Origin of the sequence: Skermanella pratensis (assembly GCF_008843145.1) — a bacterium.
In the GTDB taxonomy this organism is placed as follows: domain Bacteria; phylum Pseudomonadota; class Alphaproteobacteria; order Azospirillales; family Azospirillaceae; genus Skermanella; species Skermanella pratensis.
On sequence record NZ_CP030265.1, the window covers coordinates 5,435,639 to 5,461,372 of the forward strand.

The 25,734-nt window shown below is 68.4% G+C and carries 23 protein-coding genes and 1 tRNA gene; 13 read left to right on the plus strand and 11 right to left on the minus strand.

The features are described 5' to 3' along the window. Nucleotides 1-106 precede the first annotated feature (106 nt). Together DPR14_RS24975 and ltrA are read left to right on the plus strand one after the other, a co-directional pair. The gene (locus DPR14_RS24975) at nucleotides 107-589 is read left to right on the plus strand and encodes an Lrp/AsnC family transcriptional regulator (protein WP_158047560.1); all 483 of its coding nucleotides are present in this window, start codon (nucleotides 107-109) and stop codon (nucleotides 587-589) included. Nucleotides 590-1,124: 535 nt separating this feature from the next. Then, complete coding sequence (gene ltrA / locus DPR14_RS24985) at nucleotides 1,125-2,504, plus strand: group II intron reverse transcriptase/maturase (protein WP_343038679.1); 1,380 nt, start codon at nucleotides 1,125-1,127, stop codon at nucleotides 2,502-2,504. A gap of 93 nt (nucleotides 2,505-2,597) precedes the next feature. Here ltrA and DPR14_RS24990 read toward each other — a convergent pair whose 3' ends face one another. Beyond that, nucleotides 2,598-3,326, minus strand: coding sequence for an SAM hydrolase/SAM-dependent halogenase family protein (locus tag DPR14_RS24990; protein ID WP_158047561.1), 729 nt, complete (start codon nucleotides 3,324-3,326; stop codon nucleotides 2,598-2,600). Between the two features lie 158 nt (nucleotides 3,327-3,484). Between DPR14_RS24990 and DPR14_RS24995 the strand changes: the two genes are divergently transcribed. From DPR14_RS24995 to DPR14_RS25015, 5 genes are all read left to right on the plus strand, one after another. Further along, nucleotides 3,485-4,468 carry a metal ABC transporter solute-binding protein, Zn/Mn family gene (locus DPR14_RS24995; protein ID WP_158047562.1) on the plus strand — a complete coding sequence of 328 codons (984 nt, stop codon included), beginning with the start codon at nucleotides 3,485-3,487 and terminating at the stop codon, nucleotides 4,466-4,468. A gap of 5 nt (nucleotides 4,469-4,473) precedes the next feature. Continuing rightward, nucleotides 4,474-5,301, plus strand: coding sequence for a metal ABC transporter ATP-binding protein (locus tag DPR14_RS25000; RefSeq protein WP_158047563.1), 828 nt, complete (start codon nucleotides 4,474-4,476; stop codon nucleotides 5,299-5,301). 1 nt (nucleotide 5,302) lies between these two features. Continuing rightward, nucleotides 5,303-6,502, plus strand: a complete 1,200-nt coding sequence (locus DPR14_RS25005) for a metal ABC transporter permease (RefSeq protein ID WP_158047564.1) — start codon at nucleotides 5,303-5,305, stop codon at nucleotides 6,500-6,502. Nucleotides 6,503-6,515: 13 nt separating this feature from the next. Further along, nucleotides 6,516-7,469 (plus strand): metal ABC transporter permease, encoded by a 954-nt coding sequence (locus DPR14_RS25010; protein WP_158047565.1) that lies wholly within the window; start codon nucleotides 6,516-6,518, stop codon nucleotides 7,467-7,469. A gap of 79 nt (nucleotides 7,470-7,548) precedes the next feature. Continuing rightward, nucleotides 7,549-10,890, plus strand: a complete 3,342-nt coding sequence (locus DPR14_RS25015; protein WP_158047566.1) for a PAS-domain containing protein — start codon at nucleotides 7,549-7,551, stop codon at nucleotides 10,888-10,890. Between the two features lie 113 nt (nucleotides 10,891-11,003). Here the strand turns inward: DPR14_RS25015 and DPR14_RS28800 are convergent, their stop codons facing one another. The 3 genes from DPR14_RS28800 to DPR14_RS25030 all read right to left on the minus strand — a co-directional run bounded on the left by DPR14_RS28800 (nucleotide 11,004) and on the right by DPR14_RS25030 (nucleotide 14,644). Further along, nucleotides 11,004-12,221 (minus strand): calcium-binding protein, encoded by a 1,218-nt coding sequence (locus DPR14_RS28800; protein WP_158047567.1) that lies wholly within the window; start codon nucleotides 12,219-12,221, stop codon nucleotides 11,004-11,006. A 267-nt stretch (nucleotides 12,222-12,488) separates the two neighbouring features. Further along, nucleotides 12,489-12,698, minus strand: coding sequence for a cold-shock protein (locus DPR14_RS25025; protein WP_158047568.1), 210 nt, complete (start codon nucleotides 12,696-12,698; stop codon nucleotides 12,489-12,491). Nucleotides 12,699-13,129: 431 nt separating this feature from the next. After that, nucleotides 13,130-14,644, minus strand: coding sequence for a sigma-54-dependent transcriptional regulator (locus DPR14_RS25030; RefSeq protein ID WP_158047569.1), 1,515 nt, complete (start codon nucleotides 14,642-14,644; stop codon nucleotides 13,130-13,132). A gap of 156 nt (nucleotides 14,645-14,800) precedes the next feature. Between DPR14_RS25030 and DPR14_RS25035 the strand changes: the two genes are divergently transcribed. After that, nucleotides 14,801-15,559, plus strand: coding sequence for an SDR family oxidoreductase (locus DPR14_RS25035; protein ID WP_158047570.1), 759 nt, complete (start codon nucleotides 14,801-14,803; stop codon nucleotides 15,557-15,559). A 68-nt stretch (nucleotides 15,560-15,627) separates the two neighbouring features. After that, nucleotides 15,628-17,514 carry a PAS domain-containing protein gene (locus tag DPR14_RS25040; protein ID WP_158047571.1) on the plus strand — a complete coding sequence of 629 codons (1,887 nt, stop codon included), beginning with the start codon at nucleotides 15,628-15,630 and terminating at the stop codon, nucleotides 17,512-17,514. A gap of 47 nt (nucleotides 17,515-17,561) precedes the next feature. Here DPR14_RS25040 and DPR14_RS25045 read toward each other — a convergent pair whose 3' ends face one another. After that, nucleotides 17,562-17,924 (minus strand): CorA family divalent cation transporter, encoded by a 363-nt coding sequence (locus DPR14_RS25045; protein ID WP_343038683.1) that lies wholly within the window; start codon nucleotides 17,922-17,924, stop codon nucleotides 17,562-17,564. A gap of 89 nt (nucleotides 17,925-18,013) precedes the next feature. Between DPR14_RS25045 and DPR14_RS25050 the strand changes: the two genes are divergently transcribed. Beyond that, on the plus strand, nucleotides 18,014-19,597 hold the full coding sequence (locus DPR14_RS25050) for an IS66 family transposase (RefSeq protein WP_158043385.1): 1,584 nt from the start codon (nucleotides 18,014-18,016) through the stop codon (nucleotides 19,595-19,597). Here DPR14_RS25050 and DPR14_RS25055 read toward each other — a convergent pair. Genes DPR14_RS25055 through DPR14_RS25070 form a run of 4 tightly spaced genes read right to left on the minus strand, consistent with a single transcriptional unit; the run spans nucleotide 19,589 to nucleotide 21,841 of the window. After that, complete coding sequence (locus DPR14_RS25055; protein WP_158047573.1) at nucleotides 19,589-20,281, minus strand: CorA family divalent cation transporter; 693 nt, start codon at nucleotides 20,279-20,281, stop codon at nucleotides 19,589-19,591. The two genes, DPR14_RS25050 and DPR14_RS25055, sit on opposite strands and share 9 nt — an antisense overlap. Beyond that, nucleotides 20,278-21,186, minus strand: a complete 909-nt coding sequence (gene folD / locus DPR14_RS25060; RefSeq protein ID WP_158047574.1) for a bifunctional methylenetetrahydrofolate dehydrogenase/methenyltetrahydrofolate cyclohydrolase FolD — start codon at nucleotides 21,184-21,186, stop codon at nucleotides 20,278-20,280. The genes DPR14_RS25055 and folD overlap by 4 nt, the downstream gene beginning before the upstream one ends. Continuing rightward, nucleotides 21,183-21,560 (minus strand): DUF167 domain-containing protein, encoded by a 378-nt coding sequence (locus DPR14_RS25065; protein ID WP_158047575.1) that lies wholly within the window; start codon nucleotides 21,558-21,560, stop codon nucleotides 21,183-21,185. The genes folD and DPR14_RS25065 overlap by 4 nt, the downstream gene beginning before the upstream one ends. Further along, a complete protein-coding gene (locus DPR14_RS25070; RefSeq protein ID WP_158047576.1) occupies nucleotides 21,557-21,841 on the minus strand; it encodes a YggT family protein in 285 nt (94 codons plus the stop codon). Before DPR14_RS25070 ends, DPR14_RS25065 begins: the two co-directional genes overlap by 4 nt. Nucleotides 21,842-22,026: 185 nt before the next feature. Between DPR14_RS25070 and DPR14_RS25075 the strand changes: the two genes are divergently transcribed. Both DPR14_RS25075 and DPR14_RS27910 read left to right on the plus strand, forming a co-directional pair. Beyond that, a tRNA-Ala gene (locus tag DPR14_RS25075) sits at nucleotides 22,027-22,102 on the plus strand. Between the two features lie 174 nt (nucleotides 22,103-22,276). Then, nucleotides 22,277-22,531, plus strand: coding sequence for a hypothetical protein (locus DPR14_RS27910; RefSeq protein WP_211103871.1), 255 nt, complete (start codon nucleotides 22,277-22,279; stop codon nucleotides 22,529-22,531). 349 nt (nucleotides 22,532-22,880) lie between these two features. Here the strand turns inward: DPR14_RS27910 and DPR14_RS29205 are convergent, their stop codons facing one another. Then, complete coding sequence (locus DPR14_RS29205) at nucleotides 22,881-23,015, minus strand: hypothetical protein (RefSeq protein WP_425500991.1); 135 nt, start codon at nucleotides 23,013-23,015, stop codon at nucleotides 22,881-22,883. Between the two features lie 261 nt (nucleotides 23,016-23,276). On the opposite strand from DPR14_RS29205, the gene DPR14_RS25085 reads away from it, so the two are divergent. Next, nucleotides 23,277-24,434, plus strand: coding sequence for a nucleotidyltransferase family protein (locus DPR14_RS25085; protein ID WP_158047577.1), 1,158 nt, complete (start codon nucleotides 23,277-23,279; stop codon nucleotides 24,432-24,434). On the opposite strand, the gene DPR14_RS25090 is transcribed toward DPR14_RS25085, so the two are convergent. After that, entirely contained in the window at nucleotides 24,431-25,702 is a 1,272-nt protein-coding gene (locus tag DPR14_RS25090; protein ID WP_246148571.1) for an App1 family protein phosphatidate phosphatase, read from the minus strand. The two genes, DPR14_RS25085 and DPR14_RS25090, sit on opposite strands and share 4 nt — an antisense overlap. Nucleotides 25,703-25,734 lie beyond the last annotated feature (32 nt).

The window sequence follows — 25,734 nt, forward strand, 5'->3', positions numbered from 1 at the left end:
AGCCGTGACCATAACACCGGCGCCCGGGCAAATGGTTGCGAACTGCGCTGCCCGATGCCATGATTTTGGCACCCAATGCCATGACAAAGCATTTTCGCGCCATCCAATGCCAAAGCCCAGCCTCGACGCCATCGACCGGAAGATCCTCGCCCGCCTCCAGAAGGACGGCCGGATCGCCAACAACGACCTCGCCTCCGCCATCGGCCTGTCGCCCTCGCCCTGCCTGCGCCGGGTCAAGGCGCTGGAGGAGAGCGGGGTGATCCGTACCTACGTGGCGCTGGTCGATCCCTCGACCGTCGACCTTCCGGTAAACGTGTTCGTCAGCGTCACCCTGGAAAAGCAGATCGAAGAACGCCTCGACGCTTTCGAAGCCGCGATCATGCATCGGCCGGAAGTGCTGGAGTGCTACCTGATGACGGGAGAAGCCGATTACCTGCTCCGCGTAGTCGTTCCCGACCTTGCGGCCTACGAACACTTCCTCAAGACCCACCTGACCCGAATACCCGGCGTCTCCAGCATAAAATCAAGCTTCGCGTTGAAACAGGTGCGCTACGAGACTGCATTGCCGCTCCATCACCTGCCTGCGTAAGTTCCAAGGGTTATTGGCCACAGATGCACGCAGAGAGCGCCGGGAGACCGGCAAGGAGTAGCGGGTGAAAGTCCTGTACGGTGAAGGAGTAGCGACCCACACCGGCCCCGAGTCATGCGGCGGCGGTCGCGAGGCCGCCGGCGAAGCGTTGACAGGGGAGCGCATAGGCCAGCCATTGAGCCGCGTAAGAATCTCGATCCCGGATGCCGACAGGGTTCTGTGCCTGGAAGGCGATACGGCGGGGCGCGTCATGCGAGCACCCCGGCGGTCCGGCGTGGTCAGAGACCCTGGCATGTGCGGACGCTCCTTGCGCGGGAACCGGGAGATCTTCGGCGTGACCAGGGGCCGATGGCCGTCTGGTCCGCACCGGGAAGGCGAGGAGCCGTAGCCGGTGACGCACGCGCCGAAGAGGTCAGACCCATCCATAGTACCTGTGAAGCCGGCGAACGCGGACGCGGAGCCGGTGGAGGGAAGGGGTGGGGCCGAGGGGAATGCGTCTCCGCCGCACACGGGCCGGGCTCAGGACCGGGCCCCCGTGCTCTCGGGGCTGGAGCGCATACGTCAAGCGGCACGGGAGCGAAAGGAGGAGCGGTTCACCACCCTTCTGACGCACGTGGATACCGACCTGCTGCGCTTTGCCTATCGGGCATTGAAGCGGGACGCGGCACCGGGTGTGGACGGAATGACGTGGCGGGAGTACGCGGAGGGGCTGGAGGAACGGCTGGCGGACCTGAAGGACCGCGTGCATTCCGGCCGCTACCGGGCGCACCCGTCACGCCGGCATGTCATCCCCAAGCCGGACGGCCGGATGCGGCCGCTCGGGATCGCGGCGCTGGAGGACAAGATCGTCCAGCGGGCGCTGGTGGAGGTGCTGAACGCCATCTACGAGGAAGACTTCCTCGGCTTCTCCTACGGCTTCCGGCCGGGACGGGGGCAGCACGACGCGCTCGACGCGTTGGCGGTGGCGATCGGCGAGTGCCGGGTGAACTGGATCCTGGATGCCGATATCCGGGCGTTCTTCGACAGCATCGACCACACCTGGATGATGCGGTTCCTGGAACACCGGATCGGCGATGCCCGCGTCCTGCGGCTGATCCGCAAGTGGCTGACGGTCGGCGTGGTGGACGAGACGGGGAAACGGCAGCCGGCGACGGCCGGCAGCCCGCAAGGGGCGGTGGCATCGCCACTGCTGGCCAACGTCTATCTCCACTACGTCTACGACCTGTGGGTCCGGCAGTGGCGCCAGCGCCACGCGACCGGGACCATGGTCGTGGTGCGCTACGCCGACGACACCGTCGTCGGGTTCGAGCACCGGTCGGACGCCGAGCGGTTCCTCGCGGACTTGCGGGAGCGCCTGGCGCGGTTCGCCCTGGAACTGAACGCCGACAAGACCCGCCTGATCGAGTTCGGCCGGCAGGCACAGGCCGACCGGGCCAAGCGCGGCGCGGGAAAACCGGAGACCTTCGACTTCCTGGGCTTCACCCACATCTGTGGGCGGTCCCGGCGTGGCGGCTTCCTGCTGCGACGCCAGACCCGGCGCCAGCGCAAGCAGGCCAAGCTCAAGGAAATCAAGGAGGAACTCCGGCGGCGCTGGCACCAGGGCATCCCGGAGCAAGGCCGGTGGCTGGGACAGGTGATGAGCGGCTTCTACGCCTACTTCGCCGTCCCGACCAACTACCGGGCCCTTGCCAACCTGCGCTACCATGTCGGCGTCCTGTGGATGAGGGCGCTGCGTCGGCGCAGCCAGAAGGACAAGACACCGTGGGACAAACTCACGCGCCTTGCCGATCACTGGCTGCCACGGCCGCGCATCATTCATCCCTGGCCCGGAAACCGCTTCCGCGTCAAACACCCAAGGTGGGAGCCGGATGCCTTAATCGGGCACGTCCGGTTCTGTGCGGGGGGCGCCCGGTAACGGGCGTCCCTACCGCGATTGGGCGCAGATAGGTCCTGAAAAACCATCTGCGCCCATCTGCGTTCATCTGTGGCCAAGTCTTTCAGGCTTGTTTCAGCTGGAAAGCCCGACAGGATCGCCGACACCCAATCCCAACACCGTATCCGCCCGGCCCTGGTTGACCGCGATCTCGGCGAGGCCGTTGGAGTTCCCGTACCAGAAGGGTTCGCCCGGCGGGACGGCGCCGAATGTGCGGGCGCGGGCGATGCGCCGGCCGGCCGCCGTCAGCACGGCGTCGGCCGGGAGCGTCGAGGCGCGCAGGCCGGTCATGGCGTTGCCGTAGACGTCGATATAGACGACCTGCGCCAAGTCGTCGGGCCAGTCGGGGCGGCGGACCCGCTCCACCGGGACCGGCGTCCCGGGAACCAGTCCGCCCAGCGCCAGGCCGGCGGCCACCGGGGCGAACAGGTCGCGGCCGTGGAAGCTGGCCGACAGGCGCTCCGGCCGCCAGTCGATCGCCCAGGCCTCCACCGAGGCGGCGCGGCGCATCACCAGTTCGAACAAGCCGTTGTCCGGCCCGACATACCAGCGGCCGTCGGCCCGCACGGCCAGCGGCAGGCGGTCGGTCCCGACGCCGGGATCGACGACCCCGAGCAGCACGCCGCCCTGCGGCACGGCGACGCAATAGGCGGCGAGCAGGTAGGCGCAGGGATAGGGTTGGAAGGCGGGCGCGTCCGCGAACAGGTCGATCACCGGCACCCCCGGCGCCCGGCCTGCCAGCACCGCCTTCACCTGTCCGGTATAGGGTCCGGACAACCCGAAATCGGTAAACAAAACAATCATCGTGCTGGTTCCCCCATTAAGAAACCTCAGAGGTATACTTGCAAATTCGAGAATCCATGGCATATCCTTTTTCAAGCACTTCACAAGAACAAATAAATCACGGGACCTGTCAATATGAACACCTGTTCAATATCGAATTACGGTGGAGGCATACAGTGATGGCCCTGGTTTCCAGACGGTTGTTCGTGCTGGCGATCCTGTGCCTCGCCCTCTACCCGATCGCTTCGCCCGGCACGGCGCGAGCCGCCGGCCAGCCCTTCGCCGCCGTCACCACCACGTCGCAGGTGGCGGACCTGGTGCGCGAGATCGCGGGCGGGCGGGCCGAGGTTTCCAGCCTGATGGGCGAAGGGGTCGATCCGCACACCTACAAGCTGACCCGGTCCGACGTGGCGCGGATCGCCGGGGCCGACGTCGTGTTCTACAGCGGCCTGCACCTGGAGGGGAAGATCATCGACGCGCTGACCCGCGTCGCCGGCTCCGGCAAGCCGGTCCACGCCGTCGCCGAGGCGGTCCCGGCCGACCGGCTGCTGACGCCCGAAGGGTTCGACGGCAACCCGGACCCGCATGTCTGGATGGACGTGGCCGTGTGGACCCATGCGCTGCACTCGGTGCGCGACGCGCTGGCGGCGTTCGATCCCGAAGGTGCCGCGCTTTACCGCGCCAACGCGGCGGACCTGTCCCGGCGGTTCGAGCGGCTGGACGCCTATGCCCGGTCGGTGCTGGGGGACATCCCGGAGCAGGCCCGCGTCCTGGTCACCGCCCACGACGCCTTCAACTACCTGGGCCGCGCCTACGGGCTGGAGGTGCGCGGCATCCAGGGCATCAGCACGGAGTCGGAGGCCGGGCTGCGCGAGATAGAGGAACTGGTCGACCTGCTGGTCACCCGCCGGATCGCCGCCGTCTTCGTCGAGACCAGCGTTTCGGAGCGCAACATCCGGGCGCTGATCGACGGTGCCGCCGCGCGCGGCCACGAGGTCGTGATCGGCGGCGCGCTGTATTCGGACGCGATGGGCGCGCCCGGCACTTATGAAGGGACCTATGTCGGCATGATCGACCACAACGTGACGACCATCGCCCGCGCGCTGGGCGGAGCCCCGCCGGCCGGCGGGTTCGACGGCCGTCTCGCGGCCCTGGGGCGGTGACCGCCATGCTGTTCCCGTTCCGCGCCGCGACGGGCGCCGGGCCGTTCGCCGCCTCCCCGCTGGAGGTCCGGGGCCTGACCGTCGCCTACAACAGGAAGCCCGTCCTGTGGTCGGCCGACTATACCGCCCCGTCCCGCGGCCTGATCGCGATCGTCGGCCCCAACGGCGCCGGCAAGTCCACCTTCATCAAGGCCTGCCTGGGGCTTGTCCCGGCGGTCTCGGGCACCGTGCGGGTCCATGGCGGGCCGGTCGGGCGGCGCCGCGCGCTGATCGGCTACGTGCCCCAGCGGGAGAGCGTGGACTGGGACTTCCCGGCCTCGGCCCTGGACGTCGTCGCCATGGGCCGCTACGGCATGATCGGCTGGTGCCGGCCGGTCGGGCGCGCCCACCGCGAGGCGGCACGGGCCTGCCTGGACCGGGTCGGCATGGCCGACTTCGCCGACCGCCAGATCGGCCAGCTCTCGGGCGGCCAGCAGCAGCGGGTGTTCCTGGCCCGCGCGCTGGCCCAGGAGGCGAAGGTCTATTTCATGGACGAGCCGTTCGCGGGCGTCGATGCGGCGACCGAGCGGGCGGTGATCCAGGTGCTGCGCGACCTCGACGCCGCCGGCCGGACGGTGATCTGCGTCCACCACGACCTGCAGACCGTCGCCGACTATTTCGACCACGTGCTGCTGCTGAACACCCGCGTGATCGGGGCCGGCCCGGTGGCGACCACGCTGACCGCGGAGATGCTGCGCCAGACCTATGGCGGGCGGCTCGGGCCGGCCGACATCCCCGAGGGCCGGGCGGGCGTCGCCGGGGCGGTCCTGCCGGTGCGGGCGGAGACGGCCTGACATGAACCCCGCCGACGTGATCGCGACGCTGACCCTCCAGGCCGGCTTCAACTCGGCCGTGGTGGTGGTCGGCACCGCCTGCCTGGGGGTGGCGGCCGGCGTCGTCGGAAGCTTCATGCTGCTGCGCAAGCGCGCCCTGGTCAGCGACGCGCTGAGCCACGCGACCCTGCCGGGTATCGCGCTGGCCTTCCTGGCCGCGACCTGGCTCGGGCTGGAAGGGCGCAGCCTGCCGGTGCTGCTGGCCGGCGCGCTGTTCAGCGGCGCCCTGGGCGTGCTGGCGATCCAGGCGATCTCCCGCCACACGAGGCTGCCGGAGGACGCCGCGATCGGCGCCGTGCTGAGCGTCTTCTTCGGCGTCGGCGTCGTTCTGCTGAGCCATATCCAGAACCTGCCGACCGGCAACCAGGCGGGGCTGAAGACCTTCATCCTGGGCCAGACAGCCGCCATGAACCGGGCCGAGGCGATGGCGATCGCGGTACTGGCGCTGGCGGCGGTGGCGGCCTCGGCCCTGCTGTTCAAGGAGTTCAGGCTGCTCTGCTTCGACTCGGACTTCGCGACCGGCCAGGGCTGGCCGACCCGGCGGATCGACCTGACCCTGATGGGCCTGACCACGCTGGTCACGGTGATCGGCCTGCAGACCGCCGGGCTGATCCTGATCATCGCCCTGCTGATCGTGCCGCCGGCGGCGGCCCGCTTCTGGACCGAGCGGCTGGGGGTCATGGTCGTCGTGGCCGCCGTGCTGGGGGGAGCGAGCGGCTGGATCGGCGCCAGCCTGTCGGCGCTGGTGCCGCGCCTGCCGGCGGGCGCCGTGATCGTGCTGGTGGCCGGCGCGCTGTTCGTGGCGAGCTTCCTGTTCGCGCCGGCGCGCGGCGTGGTCGCGACGGCATGGCGGCAGTCCCGCTTGCGCCTCGCCTATGCGGAGCAGGCGGCCCTGGCCGGGCGGCTGGCCGGGAACCCGCTTTCCCCGGGGATGCGGTCTTGGCTGCGGCTGCGCGGCTGGCTGCGCGGCGGGAATCTCACCGGGCGCGGCCTCGCGGCGGCGAAGGCGGCGGAGCGGAACCGCCGGCTGTGGGAGCGTTTCCTGATGCGCTACCCGACCCTGGTCCCGGGGCAGGCCAACTGGGGGATCGATCCGATCGACCGGGTGCTGCCCCGCGACCTGGTGCGGGAGCTGGAGGCGCCTCCGGCGGAGACGGCGTGATAGGAACCATCCGATGATCACGACACAGGAATTCCTCCAGATCGACCTGCCGGCCATGACCGCGGCGGTGCTCGCCTGCGTCAGCTGCGCGCTGGTCGGCAACTTCCTGGTGCTCCGGCGGCAGAGCCTGCTGGGCGACGCGATCAGCCACGCCATCCTGCCCGGCATCGTCGGCGGCTTCCTGCTGACCGGATCGCGGTTCGGCCTGGGCGTGATCGGCGGGGCGCTGGCGGCCGCGGTCGTCGCGGGCGTGCTGATCGAGTCGGTGCGCAAGCTGGGCCGGCTGGACGGGGGCGCCGCCATGGGCGTCGTGTTCACCGTGATGTTCGCGGGCGGCGTGGTGATGATCGAGCAGGGTGCCGCCCGGGCGGTCGACCTGGACGCCGACTGCGTGCTCTACGGCCAGCTCGAAGCGATCCTGTGGCTGGCGCCCCGGGGCTGGGCGGACCTGGCGGACCCCGCGGTGTGGGCCGACCTGCCGCGCCAGGTGGTGACGCTGGCCCTGGTGACGGCGCTGTGCGTCGCCTGCGTCGTCGCCTTTCGCAAGGAACTGGCGCTGACCTCGTTCGACCCGGCGCTGGCGACCACGCTGGGCATCCCCGCCGGGCTGTTCCATTACGGAATCGTCGTGCTGGTCGCGGTCGCCGCGATCGCCTCGTTCGAGGCGGTCGGCTCGATCTTGGTCGTCGCGATGCTGATCTGCCCGGCGGCGACGGCGCGCCTGCTGACCGACCGGCTGTCGGTGCAGCTGTGGCTGAGCGTCGCGATCGGCGCCCTGACCGGGGCAGGCGGCTATCTGCTGGGCGCCTTCGGCCCGTCGCTGCTCGCCGGCGGCCCGGCCGACGCGCTGAACGCCGCCGGAATGATCGCGACCCTGGCCGGCGTCCTGCTGGCGGCCGCCATCCTGTTCGCGCCGCGCCACGGCGTGCTGGCCCGCAATCGAACGGCCGGGCGGGCGACGGGGTAGGCAACGGGATTGTTCCGGATGCGGTGACCCGTTAGGCTGAGGGGACCGGCAATCCGGTGGCAACTCGATCCGATGGTTCATGACCAGACCTGCCGAGAAAGACACGCGCTTCCGGCCGACCAAGCGGTCCATGGCCCGGATCATCGCCGTCGTGACGCTGGCCGCGGGCGGCACCCTGCTGCCGTCGAACGGCGGCGCCGGCATGATCGTGCTGAAGGCGGCCTGCGCCGCCGGCCTGATCGGGATGGTCCTGGCCGGGACGGCCGCCAGCGAGCGCAGGGTGCGCGTGGCCCGGGCGGCCGAGCGGCGGACCGACCATGCCCGCCAGGTGCTGGCCGACGCCATCGAGTCGCTGCCCGACGGCATCGCGATCTTCGACCGGGCCGACCGGCTGGTGATGTCCAACCAGCGCTTCCTCGAGCTGAACTCGCCGGCGCCGAGGCCGGCGGCCGCCGGCCCGGTTCCCCGGGCATCGCAGGCGGAAGACCCGGTCGGGAGCCCGGCGGAGGACGGTTGCCCGATGCCGGACGGGCGGTGGCTGCGGGTCGACGGAAGGCGGATCGACGGCGGTTACCGCGTGGCCGTCAGCGTCGACGTGACGGAGGAACGCCGCCGGCAGGCCGAGCTGGCCCGCCGCACCCGGCTGCTCGATGGCGTCCTGAACGCCCTGCCCGAGGGGGTCTGCCTGTGGAGCCCCGAGTCGCGGCTGGTCGGCTGGAACGCGAAGCTGGTCGAGCTTCTGGACCTGCCGCCGGACCTGCCGGCGGCGGGCCGGCCCCTGACGGAGTTCACCGCCTTCCTCGACGCGCGCGGCGAGGCGGCGCTGTCCGGCATTCCTCCCGGTGCGGCCGGCATGGCGGGCGTCCGCGAAACGCTGAGCTGGGACCATGTCCGCCCGGACGGCCATGTGCTGGAGGTGACGTCCGCGCCGATGTCCGACGGCGGCCGCCTGGTCCGCTATGCCGACATGACCGCGGCGCGGCGCGCCGGACGGGACCTCGCCGACCGGGAGGAGCGGTTCCGGCGCCTCTCCGCCGCCGCGACGGACGGGGTGCTGATCCACGACGGTGCCACCGTGATCGACGCCAACGAGGCGGCGGCGGCGCTGTTCGGGCTGACCGTGGGCGAGCTGATCGGCTGCCCGGCGGACCGGCTGGCGGCGCCCGAGGACTGGGCGGGGCTGCGCGACGCCCTGGCGCTGGAAGGGCGGGACGGTCCGATCCAGGGCGGCGCGAAGCCGGATCGCGGGGTTTGGCTCCTGCGCCGGGACGGCAGCCGCTTCCTGTGCGAAGCATCCCGGCGCCGGGTACCCTGGCAGGACCGGCCCGCCGCCGCCCTGTCGCTGCGCGACGTCACCGAGCGGCAGGACGTGGAGGACCGGCTGCGCGCCGCCCTGGCGAAGGCCGAGCGGGAGAGCCGCACCCGGTCGGACTATCTGGCCGCGATCGGCCGCGAGGTGCGGCCGGCGCTCAACGGCGCGCTCGGCACGATCGGCATGCTGGCGGAAAGCCGGCTGACCGAGCCCCAGCGCGCCCAGGCCGTCGCGGTCCGGGAGCTGGTCGAGAACCAGATGGCCACCCTGACAGGCATCATCGACCTGGCCCGGCTGGAGGACGGCAGGCTCCGCATCCAGGACGAGGACTTCGACCTGGTCGAACTGGTGGAGGGACTGGTCGACACGCTGGCCGGGCAGGCCGCCGCCAAGGGCATCGACCTCGTCGCCGGCGTCCCGGCCGGCGTGCCGTCGGCCCTGCGGGGCGATCCGAAGCGGTTGCGGCAGGTGCTGGAGACCCTGGCCGGAAACGCCGTCAAGTTCACCGAACAGGGGGGCGTCTCGCTGACCGTCACGGCGCCGGCTAGCACCGCCGGTTCCGTGACGCTGCGCTTCGATGTCGCGGACACCGGAACCGGCATCCCCGCCGCGGCGCAGCCCCAGGTTTTCGACGGTTTCGGGCTGGGCGGCACGGGAGCGCCGCGCCGGCACGGCGGCAGCGGGCTTCATCTCGCCATCGCCAAGCGGCTCGTCGGCCTGATGGGCGGCGGGATCGGGTTCGACAGTGCCGCCGGCGTCGGCAGCCATTTCTGGTTCACCGTGTCCCTGGCGCGCTCTCCGGACGGCGCCGCGCCGGCCGAGGCCGCCTCGTCGCTGGCCGGGAAACGCATCCTGCTGATCGAGGGGAACGGCGTCAGCCGCGAGGTGCTGACCCGGCAGCTCGCCGACTGGGGCGCCGCGGTCCATGGGGTCGCCAGCGGACGGGCCGCCCTGGAGGTGATCGTCTCGTCCGGAAGCAGGCGGTCCCCGGGCCGGGCCGCGTTCGACACCGCCCTGATCGACGACACCACCGCGGACCTGCCGGTCGCGACGCTGGCGCGCCGTCTCCGCGATGCCGGCGTCGGCCGCCTGATCCTGCTGTCCGGCATCGGCCGGCCGGGCCAAGGTCCGGCCATGGCCTGGCCTCAGCTGGAAACGGCCGGCTTCTCGGCCGCGGTCCGCAGGCCGGCGCGCCAGGCGGCGCTCCTCGCGGCGCTGCGCGGCGAGCCGGTGATGGAGCTGGGTCATTCCGGTCTTTCCGCCGTGCCGGAGAGGCCGGCCGGCGACGGGACCGCGTTCGGGAGCGATACCCTGCCGGCGGACGCGCCCCGGCTGCTCCTGGTGGAGGACAGCGTCACCAACCAGCTGGTCGCCGGCACCCTGCTGAAGGTCGCCGGGTACCGCGTCGATGTCGCGGCCAATGGGCTGGAAGCGGTCGCCGCGGTCCGCCGGGTACCCTATCTGATCGTCCTGATGGACATCGCCATGCCGGAGATGGACGGCATCGCGGCGACGCGGGCGATCCGCGCCCTGCCGGCTCCTGTCGGCGACATCCCGATCATCGCGATGACGGCGAACGCCATGGTCGGCGACCGGGAAAGGTTTCTCGACGCCGGGATGAACGATTACGTGCCGAAGCCGATCGAGCGGGTCCATCTGCTCGACACGATCGCCCGCTGGCTGCCCGCCACCGTCCCGGCGGTGCCGGTCGGCATCGCGGAGGCGGAGAATCCGGGCGTGGCGGCCGAGCCCGCGGAGGCCGAGCTGCTCGACACCGGCGTGCTCGACCAGCTCAGGCACGATCTGGACGAAACCATCCTGCCGGACCTGATCGACGCCTTCCTGTCGGAAGCCCGGGGGCGGGTGCAGCGAATCGCCGCCGCCGCCGCCGCCGGCGTGCTGGCGACGGTGGCACGGGAAGCCCATACGCTGAAAAGCTCCGCCGGCACTTTCGGGGCCGTCCGGCTCGCCGACGCGGTCCGCGCGATCGAGCGCGCCTGCCAGGCCGGCGACGAGGCGACGGTGCGGCGGATCAGCACCGGGGTTCCGGCCCTGCTCGAGGCGACGGCACGGGCCTATGACGGCCTGGGCGTGGCCGCGCGCGCCTGAGGGGCGCAGGGCGCGGTCCGTGGGGGGATCGTGCCCGAGGCGGTCCGGCTCCGGGTCGGCGGCATCCATGGCGACCGCCATCCATCCCGGGCTCTCCGGCGTCCCGGATAATCTCAGGACAGCATGATGCCGTAATGCAGGTTGGGCTCGCCGATGCCGTGGCCGCCCGTCGTCAGCTCCGCCGTGACGCCCACGAGGAAGATCGATGTGACGTCGTGATTGGCCCATCGGGGAAGGTGGACGAGCAGGCCCTCGACGCCGTCCCGGCTCGTCACCTCCTGCCGGAGAAAGTGGTCAACGTAGTACTGATTGACATTCCGGATCTCGACCACGTCCTCGCCGACCTTGAAGTCGGTCACCACGTCGTCGCCCCACCCGATGTCGAGGATGAAGTGGTCATGACCGGCGCCGCCCGTCATGATGTCGTCCCCCAGCCCGGAGATCAGGTCGTTGTCGCCCGAGTTGCCGTGCAGGACGTCATCGAAGGAAGAGCCTTTCAGCCGCTCGACATTGATCAGGATGTCGCCCGCGGCACCGCCCTGCCCGGCCAGAGGGGCCAGAGCACCGGGTTCGTTCAGGTAGGCGACCACGCCCTTGGAGGTCCCGGTATAGATCACGGTGTCGCGGCTGCCCGCGCCGCCGTCGACGATCTCCCGCGCGTTTCCCAGTCGGATGATGTCGTTGCCCCGGCCGGCATCGATATGGACGGTCGTGGCGCTGCCGTCCTCGATCAGCGGCCGGCCCTGGAACGGGGGATGCGGATAGTACCGGAGGGTATGGATCTCGATGGTGTCCGATCCGTCACCGGTAGCGACGCGGAACTCGTTGCCCCAGCCGCCGCCGTTCGAAAACGGCCGGATCCAGACGCTGTCGTCGTCCTCGCCCGTGATGACGTTGCCGCGCTTCGCCCCGTCGATGGAGATCCGGGATCCAAGTCGACCGGGGTCGCTGAAGCCGGTGTCATGGCCGGAGACATCCACATCGACGTGGACGAAGTCATCGAAAGTCGCGGCCGTGTCGCCGTCGGACCGCAGCGACAGGTTCTTGACCGAATTCCAGCCCCTGGTGGCCTGGAAAGTCTGAAAGAATTCCCGTTGCCCGTCCAATCCCATCTGCTCGCCCGAGGACGCCGTCATGACGCCCCGCCACCAGGGGCCGGCGCTCCAGCCGTTCCAACCCCGGTCGGTCTCGCTGTAGAAGGAGAAAGCGGCAGCTGCCGGAGTCCCCGGGACGGGGGAAGGCAGGCGCGTGATGTCGGTGCCGGGCAAGTACCACTGGTCGGGATCCGCTCCGTGGCCGACGGCGATCCTGGTCTTGGGGAAAGCTGGCATGGCATACCGCCGAAAAAGGGTTGTCTATACCCCGATCGGACAGGATGCTGCGGCGCTCCGCAAGGCCGCGATGGCGCCGGCCCTTTTTTATGACAGCGATTTCGAAACAATGGCCCGCCTTCCGGACGGCGGTCCGGGCATACGGGAACACGGCAAAGAAAAAGGGAGGAAGACCGCCGTCTTCCTCCCGCGTTTCGAAGTCTGGAGATCGATCTCTTGTTGTCTCAAGGGGACGATCGGCAATGCTTCGTCGCCCCGGAGGGATGATCAATCCAGGAGGCTGATGTTGACCGCCGCTTCCTTGCCGTTGTTTCCGCGCGCCAGTTCATAGCTGACCTTCTGGCCTTCATTGAGGCCCCGGATGCCCGAGCGTTCGAGAGCGGAGATGTGGACGAAGACATCCTTCACGCCATTCTCGGGTGCGATGAACCCATAACCTTTGGTAGCATTGAACCACTTAACCGTGCCAGTCGCCATGACTGTAACTCCCTGGTCGTCTTAGGCTAGCGCAGCCGGCATTCCCTGGTGATGCTGGCTGTATGTCGGGCCGGAACCCAACTTCGTGATCGATGGTGGAGCAGTCCGCCCCTAAGATATTATTGCGGCGCAGCGAAAACCCGAACCATAGATAACTTGAAAATTACGCTACCGACTTGAGTTGATTGGCACAAGCACAGAGTCCGCGGATATGTCTTTTTGCTCGTTCAGCTATGGTCCAAAGTGATTTTCCCTATGTCTAAAGAGCACGACTTGGATTTCGTCGCCGATTAGTGGTCCTGCATGGTGGTTTTGACGAGTGGTTCACGGGAAAGAAATGGCGCTGCCGGCCGGCAGGAGCCGGGATGCCGGAGCCGGACCACCGTTTCCCGACGGCTGTTCCGAACGGCAACCCAAGCGGGAAAAGACGGTCAGGCCCGGCCTTCGGCTTCCCAGGCCATCCGCTTGCGGTAGATGGTCGAGGCGCTGATGCCGAGCAGCGCCGCCGCCCGGGGTATGTTGCCGTCGCAGGCGGCGATGGCTTCCTCGATCGCTTCCTTCTCGACCAGCCACAGCGGCCGGATCGGCCGGGGTTCTGCGACGGCGGCCGCTTGGCCGCCCTGAGGCTCCAGAACCTGCGCGACCTGACCCGACTCCCCGAAACTCCGGGGCGCCGCCGGGGAGTCCTCGGCCGGAGCGGCATAGCGGTGCGAGGACTGGAACTGGAGCGCCGAATGCTGATTCAGCGGCGGCGGCAGCATCGCCGCCGCGACCTCCGCGCCGTCGTGGAGCACCACGACATTGCGGATCACGTTCTGCAGCTGCCGCACGTTGCCGGGCCAGTGGTAGTGCCGCAGCACCTGCTCGACGGCGGGGTGGAAATGGCTGAAGCTCTTGCCCTCCTCCGCCGCGTAGTCGATCAGGAACTGGCGCGCGATGTCCAGCACGTCGTCCTCGCGCTCGCGGAGCGGCGGCAGGTGGACCGGGATCACGTGCAGGCGGTAATAGAGGTCTTCGCGGAAGCGGTTCTCCTCGACCTCGCGCAGGGGGTCGCGGTTGGTGGCGCACAGGATGCGGAGGTCCACCTTCTCCAGCCGGGTGCCGCCGACCTTCTGGAAAGTGCCGGTCTGGATGAAGCGGAGCAGCTTCGTCTGCAGCCCCAGCTCCATCTCGCAGATCTCGTCCAGGAACAGCGTCCCTCCATCGGCCCGGGCGGCGGCACCCTCCCGCTCCGCCACGGCGCCGGTGAAGGCGCCCTTCGCGTGGCCGAAGATCTCGCTCTCCATCAGTTCCTTCGGGATCGCGCCGCAATTGATCGCGACGAACGGCTTGTCGCGGCGCGGGCTCTGCCGGTGGATGGCTTCCGCGCAGACTTCCTTGCCTGTGCCCGACTCGCCGGTGATGAACACGGTGGCCCGGCTGGCGGCCGCGCTGTCGATGATCCGGTAGACCGCCTGCATCGGGAACGAGCTGCCGATGAATCCGTGGAAGCGGCTGCGGCCGAGTTCGTCGGTGAAGGTGTCGACGATCTGGGCGAGGCGCAGCCGCTCGACCGCGTTGCGGACGGTGACCAGCAGCCGGTCCGCCGTGAACGGCTTGACGACGAAATCATAGGCGCCGTACCGCATCGCCTCCACCGCGAGGTTGACGGAGGCATGCGCGGTGATGACGACCACCGCGGTCGGGATCTGCTGGCCGGAGACATGCTTGAGGATCTCCATGCCGTTCATGTCGGGCAACTGGAGGTCGAGCAGCACGACCTGGGGCACGGTTTCCCGCAGGGCTTCCAGGGCGGCCGCGCCGGTCTCCACGGTTTCGACCGTGAAAGCAGCCTTTTTCAGATATTCGGCGTAGACACGGGCCAGGGAGGGAGTGTCTTCGACCAGCAGAACCTTGGCGATGACGATGATCTTTCTGTCGCTTAGAGAAAGATTGATACAATGCATCCTACCCGATCTCACCGAGCCGGAGCAACGTTCCGGTGGTACGGCTGACGGATTGCACGAATCGGCAATCCCTGCCACCGTTATGCCGCCGCGGCGCAGGCAATCGCGCCGTGACGTGCAAGGGTCTTGAAGCAAAAGAGAAAAATTGGAGGAATAATGCGCCTGGCCAACAAAATCGCAATCGTCACCGGTGCCGGATCCGGCTTCGGCGAAGGCATCGCGCGGACCTTCGCGCGCGAGGGGGCCAGCGTCGTGGTCAACGATCTCGACGAGGAACGGGGCCGCCGGGTCGCCGACTCGATCTCGTCGGCGCGGGAGGGCGCCGCGGTGTTCTTCAAGGCCGACGTCACCGACGACGGCGCGGTCAAGGCCATGGTCGAGGCCGCCGGGGAGCGGTTCGGCGGGCTGGACATCATGGTCAACAACGCCGGCTACACCCACCGCAACAAGCCGATGCTGGAGGTGACCGAGGCCGAGTTCGACCGGATCTACGCGGTCAACGTCAAGGCCCTGTTCCTGGCGGCCCGGCACGTGGTGCCGGCGCTGGAGCGGCGCGGCGGCGGCGTGATCCTGACCACGGCCTCGACCGCCGGCCTCCGGCCGCGCCCGGGGCTGACCTGGTACAACAGCTCCAAGGGGGCGGCGATCGTCGCCACCAAATCCATGGCGGTGGAACTGGCGCCGCTGAAGATCCGGGTCAACGCGCTGTGCCCGGTGATCGGGGACACCGGGATGATCCAGGACTTCATGGGCGAGGACACGCCCGAGCGGCGGCGCCAGTTCACCGCGACCATCCCGCTCGGCCGCATGAGCCGGCCCGACGACATCGCCAACGCGGCACTCTACCTGGTGTCCGACGAGGCCGAATTCATCACCGGAGTGGCACTGGAGGTGGATGGCGGCCGTTGCATATGAATTCGGTTGCAAGGGACAAGACGGCGGCTGCAAGGATGGGCGTACCGGCACCCGGCCAGGAGATCTGATTGCCGATTCCCGACGATTTTGCCCAGGACCCCGCCGCCCGGCGGATCGCGGAACTGGAGGAGCGGCTGCGGGCGGAAACCGCGGCGCGCCTCCGGGCCGAGGAGGCGGCCGGCGACTGGCGGAGCCGGTACGAGGCGACGGTGATGGCCGCCGGCCACGTGTTCTACGATTGGGACGCGCGGACCGACGCCATGTCCTGGGGCGGCGGCTGCGAGGAGGTGCTGGGCTGGACCGCGGATGAGCTGGCCGAGGGCGGCCTGGCCCATACCATAGAGCTGATCCATCCCGAGGACCGCGCCGCCTTCGAAAGGGAAATCGCCCGCGTCCGCGCCACCCGGATGCCGTTCCACCTGGAATACCGGTTCCGCCACAAGGACGGACGCTGGATGACCATGCAGGACGACGGGCGCTTCTTCTTCGATGCCGAGGGAAAGCCGCTGCGCATGCTGGGCTTCCTGGTCGACATGACCGGGCGCAAGGCGATCGAGGCGGAACTGCTGCGCCAGGCCGCGGAGCTGGACGCGGTGATCGAGAGCATCCCCGACGCGGTCTATGTCGGAACCCTGGCCGGCATCGCCCGCTGCAACCGGCGCGCCCTGGACATGCTGGGCCTGGACAGCCTGGAGGACCTGAACCACCCGGTGCCGGAACTGGCGGAGCTGATCCAGGTCCGCGACGCCCGCACCGGGGTGCCGCTGCGCCCGGACGAGCAGACTTTCCTGCGGGCCTTGGCCGGGCACCGCACCGTCCGGGACGTGCTGGTCCGCAACGTCAGGACCGGGCGCGACCTGGTTCTCCGGTCGGCGGCGGCGCCGATCCGGCTGGGCGATTCGATCCTGGGGGCGGTCGCGATCAATACCGACGTGACCCAGGCCAGCGACGACGGCCGCCGCCTGCTCGAAAGCGAGCTTCGGCTGAGGCTTGCGGTGGAGGCCGCCGACCTGGGCACCTGGGTGATCGACCCGGAGAGCGGCGCGGTGGAAGCGTCCGAGCGCTGCAAGACCATGCTGGGCCTGGCGCCCGACGCGGTCATCAGCATGAACACAAAGCTGGAGCTGATCGACCACGACCACCGCAGGGCGGTCAGGGAGGCGCTGCGGCGGGCCTGCGATCCCGGGGGCGACGGGCGGTTCGACCTGGAGTTCCGCGTCCGCCGGCCGGACGGCTCGGTCCGCTGGATCGCGTCGCGCGGCCGCAGCCAGTTCGCCGAGACCGATGGCGCCCGGAAGGCGGTCCGGATCGACGGCACCGTGCGCGACGTTACCCGGCGCCGCCGCGTCGACGAGCACCAGAAGACCCTGCTGGCGGAGCTGAGCCACCGGGTCAAGAACACGCTGGCGATCGTCCAGGCGATCGCCTCGCAGACCCTGCGGCGGAGTTCGAGCCGGGAGGATTTCGTCCAGTCCTTCTCCGGCCGGCTCGGCGCGCTGTCCCGCGCCCACAGCCTGCTGACCGACCAGAACTGGGAAGCGGCCTACCTGCCCGATCTGGTCGCCCAGACATTGGAACCCTATCGGGCCAACGGCACCGCGATCCGGCTGGCGCTTCAGCCGATCGCGCTCAACCCGGCGGGCGCCGTCGCGCTTGCCATGGTGTTCCACGAACTGACCACCAACGCGGCCAAGTACGGCGCGCTGTCCGATCCGGGCGGGAGCTTGGCGGTCGACTGCGTGCTGGAGATCGCGCCGGCGGGCCGACGCCTGACGGTCCGCTGGGCCGAGACGACCCGGCTGCCGGGCGGTCCGGCGACCGGGCGGGGGTTCGGCATGAACCTGATCGAGCGGACCGTCGGCGGCCAGCTTGAGGGGGAGGTCGAGTTCGACTGGCGCGCCGACGGACTGCTGTGCCGCATGGCGCTGCCCTGGGAATCGGTCGCGGGACCATGAGCGGGGGCTCTGATACCTGCTCCGTGTGCCTCCCGTGCCGGATGTCGCTACAGCCAGCCCTTGCGGCGGAAAAAGAGCAGCGGCAGGATCGCCGAGACGACCATCACCAGGAGCGCCAGGGGATAGCCCCAGGATTCGTCCAGTTCGGGCATGAACTGGAAATTCATGCCATAGATGCTGGCGATCAGGGTCGGCGGCAGGAACACCACGGCGACGACCGAGAAGATCTTGATGATGCCGTTCTGCTCGATGTTGATGACGCCGAGCGTCGCGTCGAGCAGGAAGTTGGTCTGGTGGCTGAGATAGCCCGCATGCTCGCCGAGCGACCGCAGGTCGCGGTTGAGGCTCTTCAGCAGCGCCTTCTGCTCCTTGTCCAGCCGGCCGGCGCTGACCGTCGCCAGATAGGCCACCAGGGACTTGGTCAGTTTCCCCGGTCGGCGGGTGTGTCGAGGTGATGTGAGGGCTTCCCATGATGAGGGTGGACATGGTTGTCTAAGCCATGTCCGTAGCGCCGCTTCCAGACTTGGACGCCCTGTCTCTCGCCGAGCTGAAGAAGCTGGTGGTCGAGCTGCTGGTTCGCGTATCGACATTGGAAGAGGAGAACCAGCAGCTGCGGGCAGAGAACGCCCAGCTGAAGGATCTACCGAAGAAACCGAAGCTGGCACCGGGCGGCATGGACAAGGCGACAGAGCCGGACAGGCGGGCCAGGACCAAGGAGGCGCGCCGGCAGCGGCGCAACCGGCAGAGTGGCCGGCGCACCCCGCCGGTGACCACGGAGCGCACCCTTGTCATCGAGGCCCCGGCGGGCTCGCGCCGGCGCGGCTTCGAGCCCTTCACCGTGCAGGATCTGATCCTGGCGCCGCAGGTCATCCGCTTCCGCCGCGAGCGCTGGGTGACACCGGACGGCCAGGAGATCATCGCACCGCTGCCGCCCGAGGTGCGCGGCCACTTTGGCCCCGGGATCGTGCGCTTCGTGCTGATGCAGCACGTCCAGGGGCAGGTGACGGTGGAGCGCCTGCGCGCCCAGCTGAGAGGCCTGGGCGTGCGCATTTCCAAGGGTCAGATTATCACCCTCCTGACGGCCAACAAGGATGCTTTCCATGCCGAGAAGGACGCCATCCTGGAGGCCGGGCTGGCAACTGCCGCCTGGGTGACGGTCGATGATACCGGCGCCCGCCACGCTGGGGCCAACGAGTACACGACGCACATTGGCAATGACCGCTTCGCCTGGTTCGCTACCCGGCCGTCGAAGAGCCGACTGAACTTCCTCGACCTACTCCGTGCCGGCCATCCCGACTACGTGATCAATGCCACGGCGCTGGCCTACCTGGTCGAACACGGCGTGCCGGAAAGCATCGTCGCCGCTCTGCTCGCCGCCGGACCCCGGAGCTTTGCCGACGATGCGGCGTGGCAGGCCCAGCTGGACAGCTTCGGCTTCGGCGCCGGTCATCGTCGGCGGGTCACCGAGGCGGCCATGGTCGGAGCCATCGTCGCCCGCGGCCTGCTGACCGACACCGTGATCATCTCCGATGATGCCGGTCAGTTCGACGTTTTCCAGCACGCCTTGTGTTGGATCCACGCCGAGCGCCATCTCCGCCGGATCGTCTGCGTGACCAACGAGCAGCAGCGCCAGGTCGCGCTGCAGCGCCAGCTGGTCTGGTGGTTCTACGCCGATCTCAAACTCTACAAGGACGACCCGAACGCCATCCGCCGAACGGCGTTGAGGCGGCGCTTCGATCGGATCTTCACCCGGGTCACCGGCTTTGCCGAACTCGATGAGGCCGTCGCCCGGACCCTTGCCAACAAGGACGAGCTGCTGCTTGTCCTCGACCGGCCAGATATCCCGCTGCACACCAACGGCTCGGAGAACGATGTCCGCAGCTTCGTCACCAAACGCAGGATCTCCGGCGAGACCCGCTCCGCGGCCGGCAAGCAGGCGCGGGACACCTTTCTCAGCCTGCTGAAAACCTGCTCCAAGCTCGCCATCTCGTTCTGGGACTACCTCGGGGCCCGGCTAAATATCCCGGACGCCGACCGCGTGCCCTGGCTCCCCGATCTCATCCGCCAAAACGCCTCAGCGTAGTCCACAGCAAACCGCCGTGGCCGCTATCCGCCGACGAAACTGACCAAGTCCGGCCACCAGCCGGTCGAGCCCGGCCAGGCTGTCGCGCACCTTGTTGGTGACGTCGCCGATCCGTCCGATGTCGCGCATGACCTCGCGCAGGGAATCCGGCTTGCGCACCCGCTTGCGCGATTTCGCCGGCAGGGGATCGTCGAACACGCGGCGGCTGATCCCGTCAATCCTGGTGCCGATCAGTTCCAGCACGTCCGCCGCGCGGTCGACCACGGCGTCCAGCATGCCGAGCAGCGCGCTCTCCGGCCCGGCGATCAGGTCGGGCTGGCGCTGGAGCCGGACGGCGAAGGTGTCGACGCTCTTGGGCTCCACGTAGCGGACCGTGACCAGGTGGCCCGGCGTCAGGATGAAGGTCAGGACGCCCAGCCCCGGATGCTCGGTGTCGGCGCGGGTGATCACCGGGGTGGTCATGTAGGCGCTGCCGTTCTCGACATAGAGACGGCTGGAGACCTCGATCTCCATCATCTCCTCGTGGGTCGGCAGGTCGATGCCGAGGAACCGGGCGATGACGCCCCGCTCCTCCTCGGTCGGGTGGAGCAGGTCGATCCAGACGGCGCCGTCCGGCAATGCCGCGCCGGTCTCCAGCGACTCCTTGAAGACACCCGACCCCGTGCGGCCGTAGGCGGTGATCATGGCGCCGGGACCGCCACGCCGTTCTGCCGGCAGGTCGCGGTCAGCGTGTTGAGCAGCAGGCAGGCGATCGTCATGGGGCCGACGCCGCCCGGCACCGGCGTGATGGCGCCGGCCACGCGGGCCGCCTCGTCGAAGGCGACGTCGCCGACCAGCCGCGTCCTGCCTTCCGACGCCGCGACCGGATCGAGCGACGGGACCCGGTTGATGCCGACGTCGATCACGGTGGCTCCCGGCTTGATCCAGTCCCCGCGCACCATCTCCGGCCGGCCGACCGCCGCCACCAGGATGTCGGCGCGCCGGCATTCCTCGGCCAGGTCGCGGGTGCGCGAATGGGCGGTGGTGACGGTGCAGGACGCCGCGAGCAGCAGGCTCGCCATCGGCTTGCCGACGATCGACGACCGGCCGAGCACCAGCGCCCGCCGGCCGGCGAGGTCGTCGCCCAGCACGTCGTTCAGCAGCATCATGCAGCCGAGCGGCGTGCAGGGCACCATGCCGGGCAGCCCGAGCGCAAGGCGGCCCGCGTTCTCCACATGGAAGCCGTCCACGTCCTTGTCCGGGTCGATCGCGGCGATCACGGCCGCCGGGTCGATCTGCGGCGGCAGCGGAAGCTGCACCAGGATGCCGTTGACGGCGGGGTCGCGGTTCAATTGCTCGACCAGGTCTATCAGCGTCGCCTGGTCGGTGGTGTCGGGAAGCTTGTGCTCGAACGAGCGCATGCCGGATGCTACCGTCGCCTGTCCCTTGTTGCGGACATAGACCTGGCTGGCCGGGTTCTCCCCGACCAGCACGACGGCCAGGCCGGGCCGCAGCCCGTGGGCTTCCCCGAGGCCGGCGACCTGGAGGGACAGGCGGTCGCGCAGGCGCTGGGCAAAGGCCTTGCCGTCGATGATTCTTGCCTGGCTCATGGCTTGGAACTTCCGGGCGGGTCGGTTGGGACGGACTGTGCCGTCAAACGGGTCATGAGATCGGCGGGGTCGCCGGCGACGTGCAGGATCTTGTTGCGGTCGGCGGCGCCCGCAACCAGCGTGATGGAGGATCTGGCCACTTTCCACTCCTTCGCCAGCAGCCGGACCAGGGCCTCGTTGGCGCGGCCGGACTCCGGAACGGCGGTCACCATCACCTTCAGCACGGCCTGTTCCCGCCCCGCCTGCCCGGTGCCGGAGGATGATGCGGTGCCGATCCCGACGGTGCCGATCCCGGCCACGGCGTTGCGCGATGCCCTAGGCGTGAGCCGGACGGCGACCGTTACCCCGTCGGCAACCGGCTTGAACGGCGTCACACCAGGAACGCGTACTCGCGCAGCAGATTGCGGATGAAGAAGATCAGCAGGATCACGATGATCGGCGAAAGATCCAGTCCGCCCAGGTTGGGCAGGATGCGCCGGATCGGCGCCAGCACCGGTTCGGTCACGCGATACAGGAAGTCGCCGATCACATAGACCGCTCGGTTGCGGGTATTGACCACGTTGAAGGCGACAAGCCAGCTCAGGATCGCGGAGGCGATCAGGATCCAGACATAGAGCCCCAGAATGGTATCGATCAGCAGGAGAAAAGATTGCATGGTCTACCGGGCCGCAGGACAAAAAAATGCGCTGCACCCTACCCTCCCCACCTGCCTCAGGCAAGCACCGCAGCCTGCGGAGCCGCAAGCATATTTCGACGCAGGACGCTTGACAGACCCCGTTCCGCCCACCATTATCCGGCCCACTCCACCGCGACGGTTTCGGCGGTACGGGGTTCAGGTGTGGGGCCGTAGCTCAGCTGGGAGAGCGACGCGTTCGCAATGCGTAGGTCGGGAGTTCGATCCTCCTCGGCTCCACCAATTTCATGGTAATCGGAAAATTTGCCTTCGGAAAGCCGTAGCTATTAGCTGCCCGCGATGAAAGATGGCGGGTGCGGCTTCCGATTAAGCTGAAGCAATGGCGAAAACGCGGTTGAACGATTCGAGCCAGAAAATTCCTATGACGCATACTGCGCCGAGAATGGGGCAGATAAAATGAACGAAGAAGAAAAATGGGCGTTCATTACCGCCCTTGACGATGAAATCTTGAAAGGCGGCGCAACTATGTCCGAATGGTGCGCATTTATCGTCAAGGAATGCGATTACGCATTTATAGCAGGGGCAAACTTGGCGACGGTCGTAATGGCGGTCGCGGCTATCGAGACCTATCTTCGGGCAGATTATGCCGCAAACGAACGGATACCTCTCGCAGATTTGATAGACAAAGCGCTAATTGCACAAGAACTGTGAGAAGACATTCACAAGCTGCGAAGATACCGGAACACTTGGGTTCACGTCGCGACGCCAGAAAAAGACCAAGCAATACTAAACAATCCTGAATCGTACGAAGCGGAACTTGAAGCCTCGGCCATGCTGGCACAACGAACGCTCCGTCGGACCATATACGAAAATCAATGGGTTTAGAGGGTGTAGAAATGGAATCCCAAGAAACTAAAGCATAATGCTTATGGTAGAGCGTCCGGTATTTTCGCTTCCAGGGAGGCTGGAGGGGCGGCTTATCAGCAGGTCCAGATCAATGTAGATGGTCGGGTCTGCGATAGGCAGAACAATGCCGGCCATCAAAGAAAGGGATCGGCGATCAGCAGGCCCACTTGCATGTGACGCTGACCAAGTCGCTTCGGACGACATCCCGACGTGCCTCATCGAACACGACCTTGATCTCAATGATCACCCGGCGTGCTTCCCAGACGGCGTGGGAATGGCTGCCGGTCAACAGGAAACGATTGATCCTGGTCCGGCCCAGTACCGACCGAACGTCGGTGGGGACGCGAGTTCAGAAATGCCAGCCCCCCGCAGACGACTCCGCAGTCTGATCAATGGGATAAGCAGGAGTAGCTGAGCGGAGCCGACCAGGAGCATGATCGGGGTCTCCACCAATTGGGCCAGGCTCGATTGTCCGCACCGGCGGCGTTGCACAGTCCAGCGGTTGCCTGTAAATTCAATTTTGAAGGCAACTGTCGGACCGGAGGGGCGCATGCGGGAGCTTGGGCTGGCTATACAGACCCTGTTCGCCGACCTGGAGCAGCGCAGCCTGGACGCCGAGTTCGATGCGGCTTTCCCCGCCACCGGAAACTTCTCGAAGAAGGAACGTAAGGGTCGGGGCTACTGGTATTTCCAGGGCTACGAGGATCGCCAACGTTACAGCCGCTATGTCGGTCCGGCCGACGACCCGGAGATTGCGGCCCGCGTCGAACGGTTCCGCGACCTGAAGGCGGATTTCACCGAGCGGCGGCGGATGGTCTCCGCCCTCAAGGCCGCCGGATTGCCGGCACCCGATGCCTTCACCGGCGACCTCGCCGAGGCCCTGCGGCAGGCCGGTCTGTTCCGGCTCCGTGGTGTCCTGGTCGGCACGCTGGCGTTCCAATGCTATGCCGGAATGCTCGGCTTACGGCTTCCCGCCGCCCATCTACGCACCGGCGACATGGACATCGCCCAGTTCCACTCGGTATCCATTTCGATCGAGGACAGTTTGCCGCCCATCCTGGACGTGCTCCGGCAGGTCGACCCCGGCTTCCAGGAAGTGCCGCATCAGGCCGACGCCCGACAGGCCACGGCGTTTCGTAACCGCAAAGGCTTCCTGGTGGAGTTCCTGGTGCCCAACACCGGCAAGGACGAGCACCAGGGCAAGCCTGCCGCGATGCCGGCCTTGGGCGGAGCCGCCGCCCAGCCCCTACGGTTCCTCGACTTCCTGATCCACGCGCCGGTTCGGTCCGTGTTGCTTCACGCCGGCGGCGTCTCCGTCCGGGTACCAGCGCCAGAGCGGTACGCGGTCCATAAGCTGATCGTCGCGGCACGGCGACGCGCCGACCCGGGCGGACGGCTGAAGGCGGACAAGGATGTCGCCCAGGCCGGCATCCTGATCGAGGCCATGGCTCCCAGGCGTCACCATGATCTCGCCGATGCCTGGATCGAGGCATGGTCGCGGGGACCGAAATGGCGAAGCGCCCTGGTCGAAGGCCTGTCCCGGCTACCGGACGAGCAATGGGAAATGCTAGCCGCCGCCATCCGGCGGGCCGGCGGGACTCAGGGACGAAAGGCGGAGGACTTTGGTTTCCTGAAAGTCGGCCCTGTCGGCGCAGGAACGGCGGGCGATGGCTCTCAGCCGCCGTCCAAACCGGGTTCTTCGCGCTAGCTTCGTCGCCGGCTCGTCGGCTCCACGACCAGGTTCGGCGGAGCGGCGTCCCGGTCGGCACCCTCGGCGGTGACGGTCCGGCGCAGGTCGCGGCGGGATACGCTCCGCATCGGTCCCGGAGAGGCCCCGCCGGCCGTCTCCGATTCGATCTCCGCGCGCACCTTCGCCGCGGCCTCGGGGGCCATCAGTCCCAGGCCGGCGGCGTGCTCGGCCATCGCGAGGCTGTCCGCGGCCAGCACCATGCTGCTTCCGGCCGCCGTGACCGCCTTCGCCAGTTCCTCGATCTCGGCGATCCTGGCCTCGTCGCGGGACACGTTGCGGATATAGACGGCCAGCACCCGGCCCGGGTGCTCGTCCACGATCCGGCGGTAGACCTCGGGATCGTGCTGGCCGCTGTCGCCGACCAGGACGAACGGCAGGTCCTCGTAGAGCCGCAGCATGTTGCCGATCAGTTCGCGCTTGTGATCCTCGGCCTTGCGCGGCAGCGGGCTCTTCCAGGTGATGCCCCATTCCCGAAGGAACAGCACCGGACCCACGGGAATGCCGTGCATCCGGAAGAACTCGTCCAGCACGTCGTAGATCCCCCAGGGTGCCCGCGACACGTAGAGCATCGGGTTCCGCTCGTCGCCGCCGGCCCCGTCGTGGAACGCGCGGTACAGGGCCGCCGCTCCCGGAAATGCCACCCGGCTCTCGGCGTCCTGGACGAACAGCCGCCACAGCATCTTGAGCTTGCCGGCGACGCCGGTGAACATCACGGTGTCGTCGATGTCGCTGATCACCACGTAGCGGCAGCGCTCCGGCGGAACGAAGATGTCGGCCCGGGCGTGGACCGGTTCGGGCTGGTCCAGCGTCAGGTCCATGGGCCGCCAGGCGTCTTCGGACGGAGGCAGCGCTCCGTGCCGCAGATGCACCCTGAAATAGCCGTCCTTGTCGGTCTCCACCCGCTCCTCGGCTCCGCCGAACCGGGCGGTGACCGTGGCTCCGGCGACCGCGCGCCGTGCGATCCGGCGGCCGATATCCCGCAAATGGCCGGCGATGTCCTCCTCGCCGCCGCCATGCTGCGTACGAGACTGCTTGAAGACCCTGCCGATCAGGAAGACCTCTTCCCGCGAGCCGTAGCCCCGGTAGGGCTGGAGCACCACGCCGCGCTTGCCGTGGGCGGTGCGCACCGGACGGGCCGCCAGATTCAGGATCCGCGACGCCGCCCGCTTCCATTTCCTCGTCCTGCCGCCCGTCGCCATTGTCCGCCCCCGCCGCTTCGCCGTCATATCAATGATCCGAAGATCAATGGTCCGAAGAG

What these genes read in the sequence shown, in the direction of transcription:
- DPR14_RS24975 (WP_158047560.1), top strand. Translation starts at nt 107, where the DNA reads ATGCCAAAGCCCAGCCTCGACGCCATCGACCGGAAGATCCTCGCCCGC.
- DPR14_RS24990 (WP_158047561.1), bottom strand. Translation starts at nt 3,326, where the DNA reads ATGATTGTTTTGTTTACCGATTTCGGGTTGTCCGGACCCTATACCGGA.
- DPR14_RS24995 (WP_158047562.1), top strand. Translation starts at nt 3,485, where the DNA reads ATGGCCCTGGTTTCCAGACGGTTGTTCGTGCTGGCGATCCTGTGCCTC.
- DPR14_RS25000 (WP_158047563.1), top strand. Translation starts at nt 4,474, where the DNA reads ATGCTGTTCCCGTTCCGCGCCGCGACGGGCGCCGGGCCGTTCGCCGCC.
- DPR14_RS25005 (WP_158047564.1), top strand. Translation starts at nt 5,303, where the DNA reads ATGAACCCCGCCGACGTGATCGCGACGCTGACCCTCCAGGCCGGCTTC.
- DPR14_RS25010 (WP_158047565.1), top strand. Translation starts at nt 6,516, where the DNA reads ATGATCACGACACAGGAATTCCTCCAGATCGACCTGCCGGCCATGACC.
- DPR14_RS25015 (WP_158047566.1), top strand. Translation starts at nt 7,549, where the DNA reads ATGACCAGACCTGCCGAGAAAGACACGCGCTTCCGGCCGACCAAGCGG.
- DPR14_RS28800 (WP_158047567.1), bottom strand. Translation starts at nt 12,221, where the DNA reads ATGCCAGCTTTCCCCAAGACCAGGATCGCCGTCGGCCACGGAGCGGAT.
- DPR14_RS25025 (WP_158047568.1), bottom strand. Translation starts at nt 12,698, where the DNA reads ATGGCGACTGGCACGGTTAAGTGGTTCAATGCTACCAAAGGTTATGGG.
- DPR14_RS25030 (WP_158047569.1), bottom strand. Translation starts at nt 14,644, where the DNA reads ATGCATTGTATCAATCTTTCTCTAAGCGACAGAAAGATCATCGTCATC.
- DPR14_RS25035 (WP_158047570.1), top strand. Translation starts at nt 14,801, where the DNA reads ATGCGCCTGGCCAACAAAATCGCAATCGTCACCGGTGCCGGATCCGGC.
- DPR14_RS25050 (WP_158043385.1), top strand. Translation starts at nt 18,014, where the DNA reads ATGTCCGTAGCGCCGCTTCCAGACTTGGACGCCCTGTCTCTCGCCGAG.
- DPR14_RS25055 (WP_158047573.1), bottom strand. Translation starts at nt 20,281, where the DNA reads ATGATCACCGCCTACGGCCGCACGGGGTCGGGTGTCTTCAAGGAGTCG.
- folD (WP_158047574.1), bottom strand. Translation starts at nt 21,186, where the DNA reads ATGAGCCAGGCAAGAATCATCGACGGCAAGGCCTTTGCCCAGCGCCTG.
- DPR14_RS25070 (WP_158047576.1), bottom strand. Translation starts at nt 21,841, where the DNA reads ATGCAATCTTTTCTCCTGCTGATCGATACCATTCTGGGGCTCTATGTC.
- DPR14_RS27910 (WP_211103871.1), top strand. Translation starts at nt 22,277, where the DNA reads ATGAACGAAGAAGAAAAATGGGCGTTCATTACCGCCCTTGACGATGAA.
- DPR14_RS25085 (WP_158047577.1), top strand. Translation starts at nt 23,277, where the DNA reads ATGCGGGAGCTTGGGCTGGCTATACAGACCCTGTTCGCCGACCTGGAG.
- DPR14_RS25090 (WP_246148571.1), bottom strand. Translation starts at nt 25,702, where the DNA reads ATGACGGCGAAGCGGCGGGGGCGGACAATGGCGACGGGCGGCAGGACG.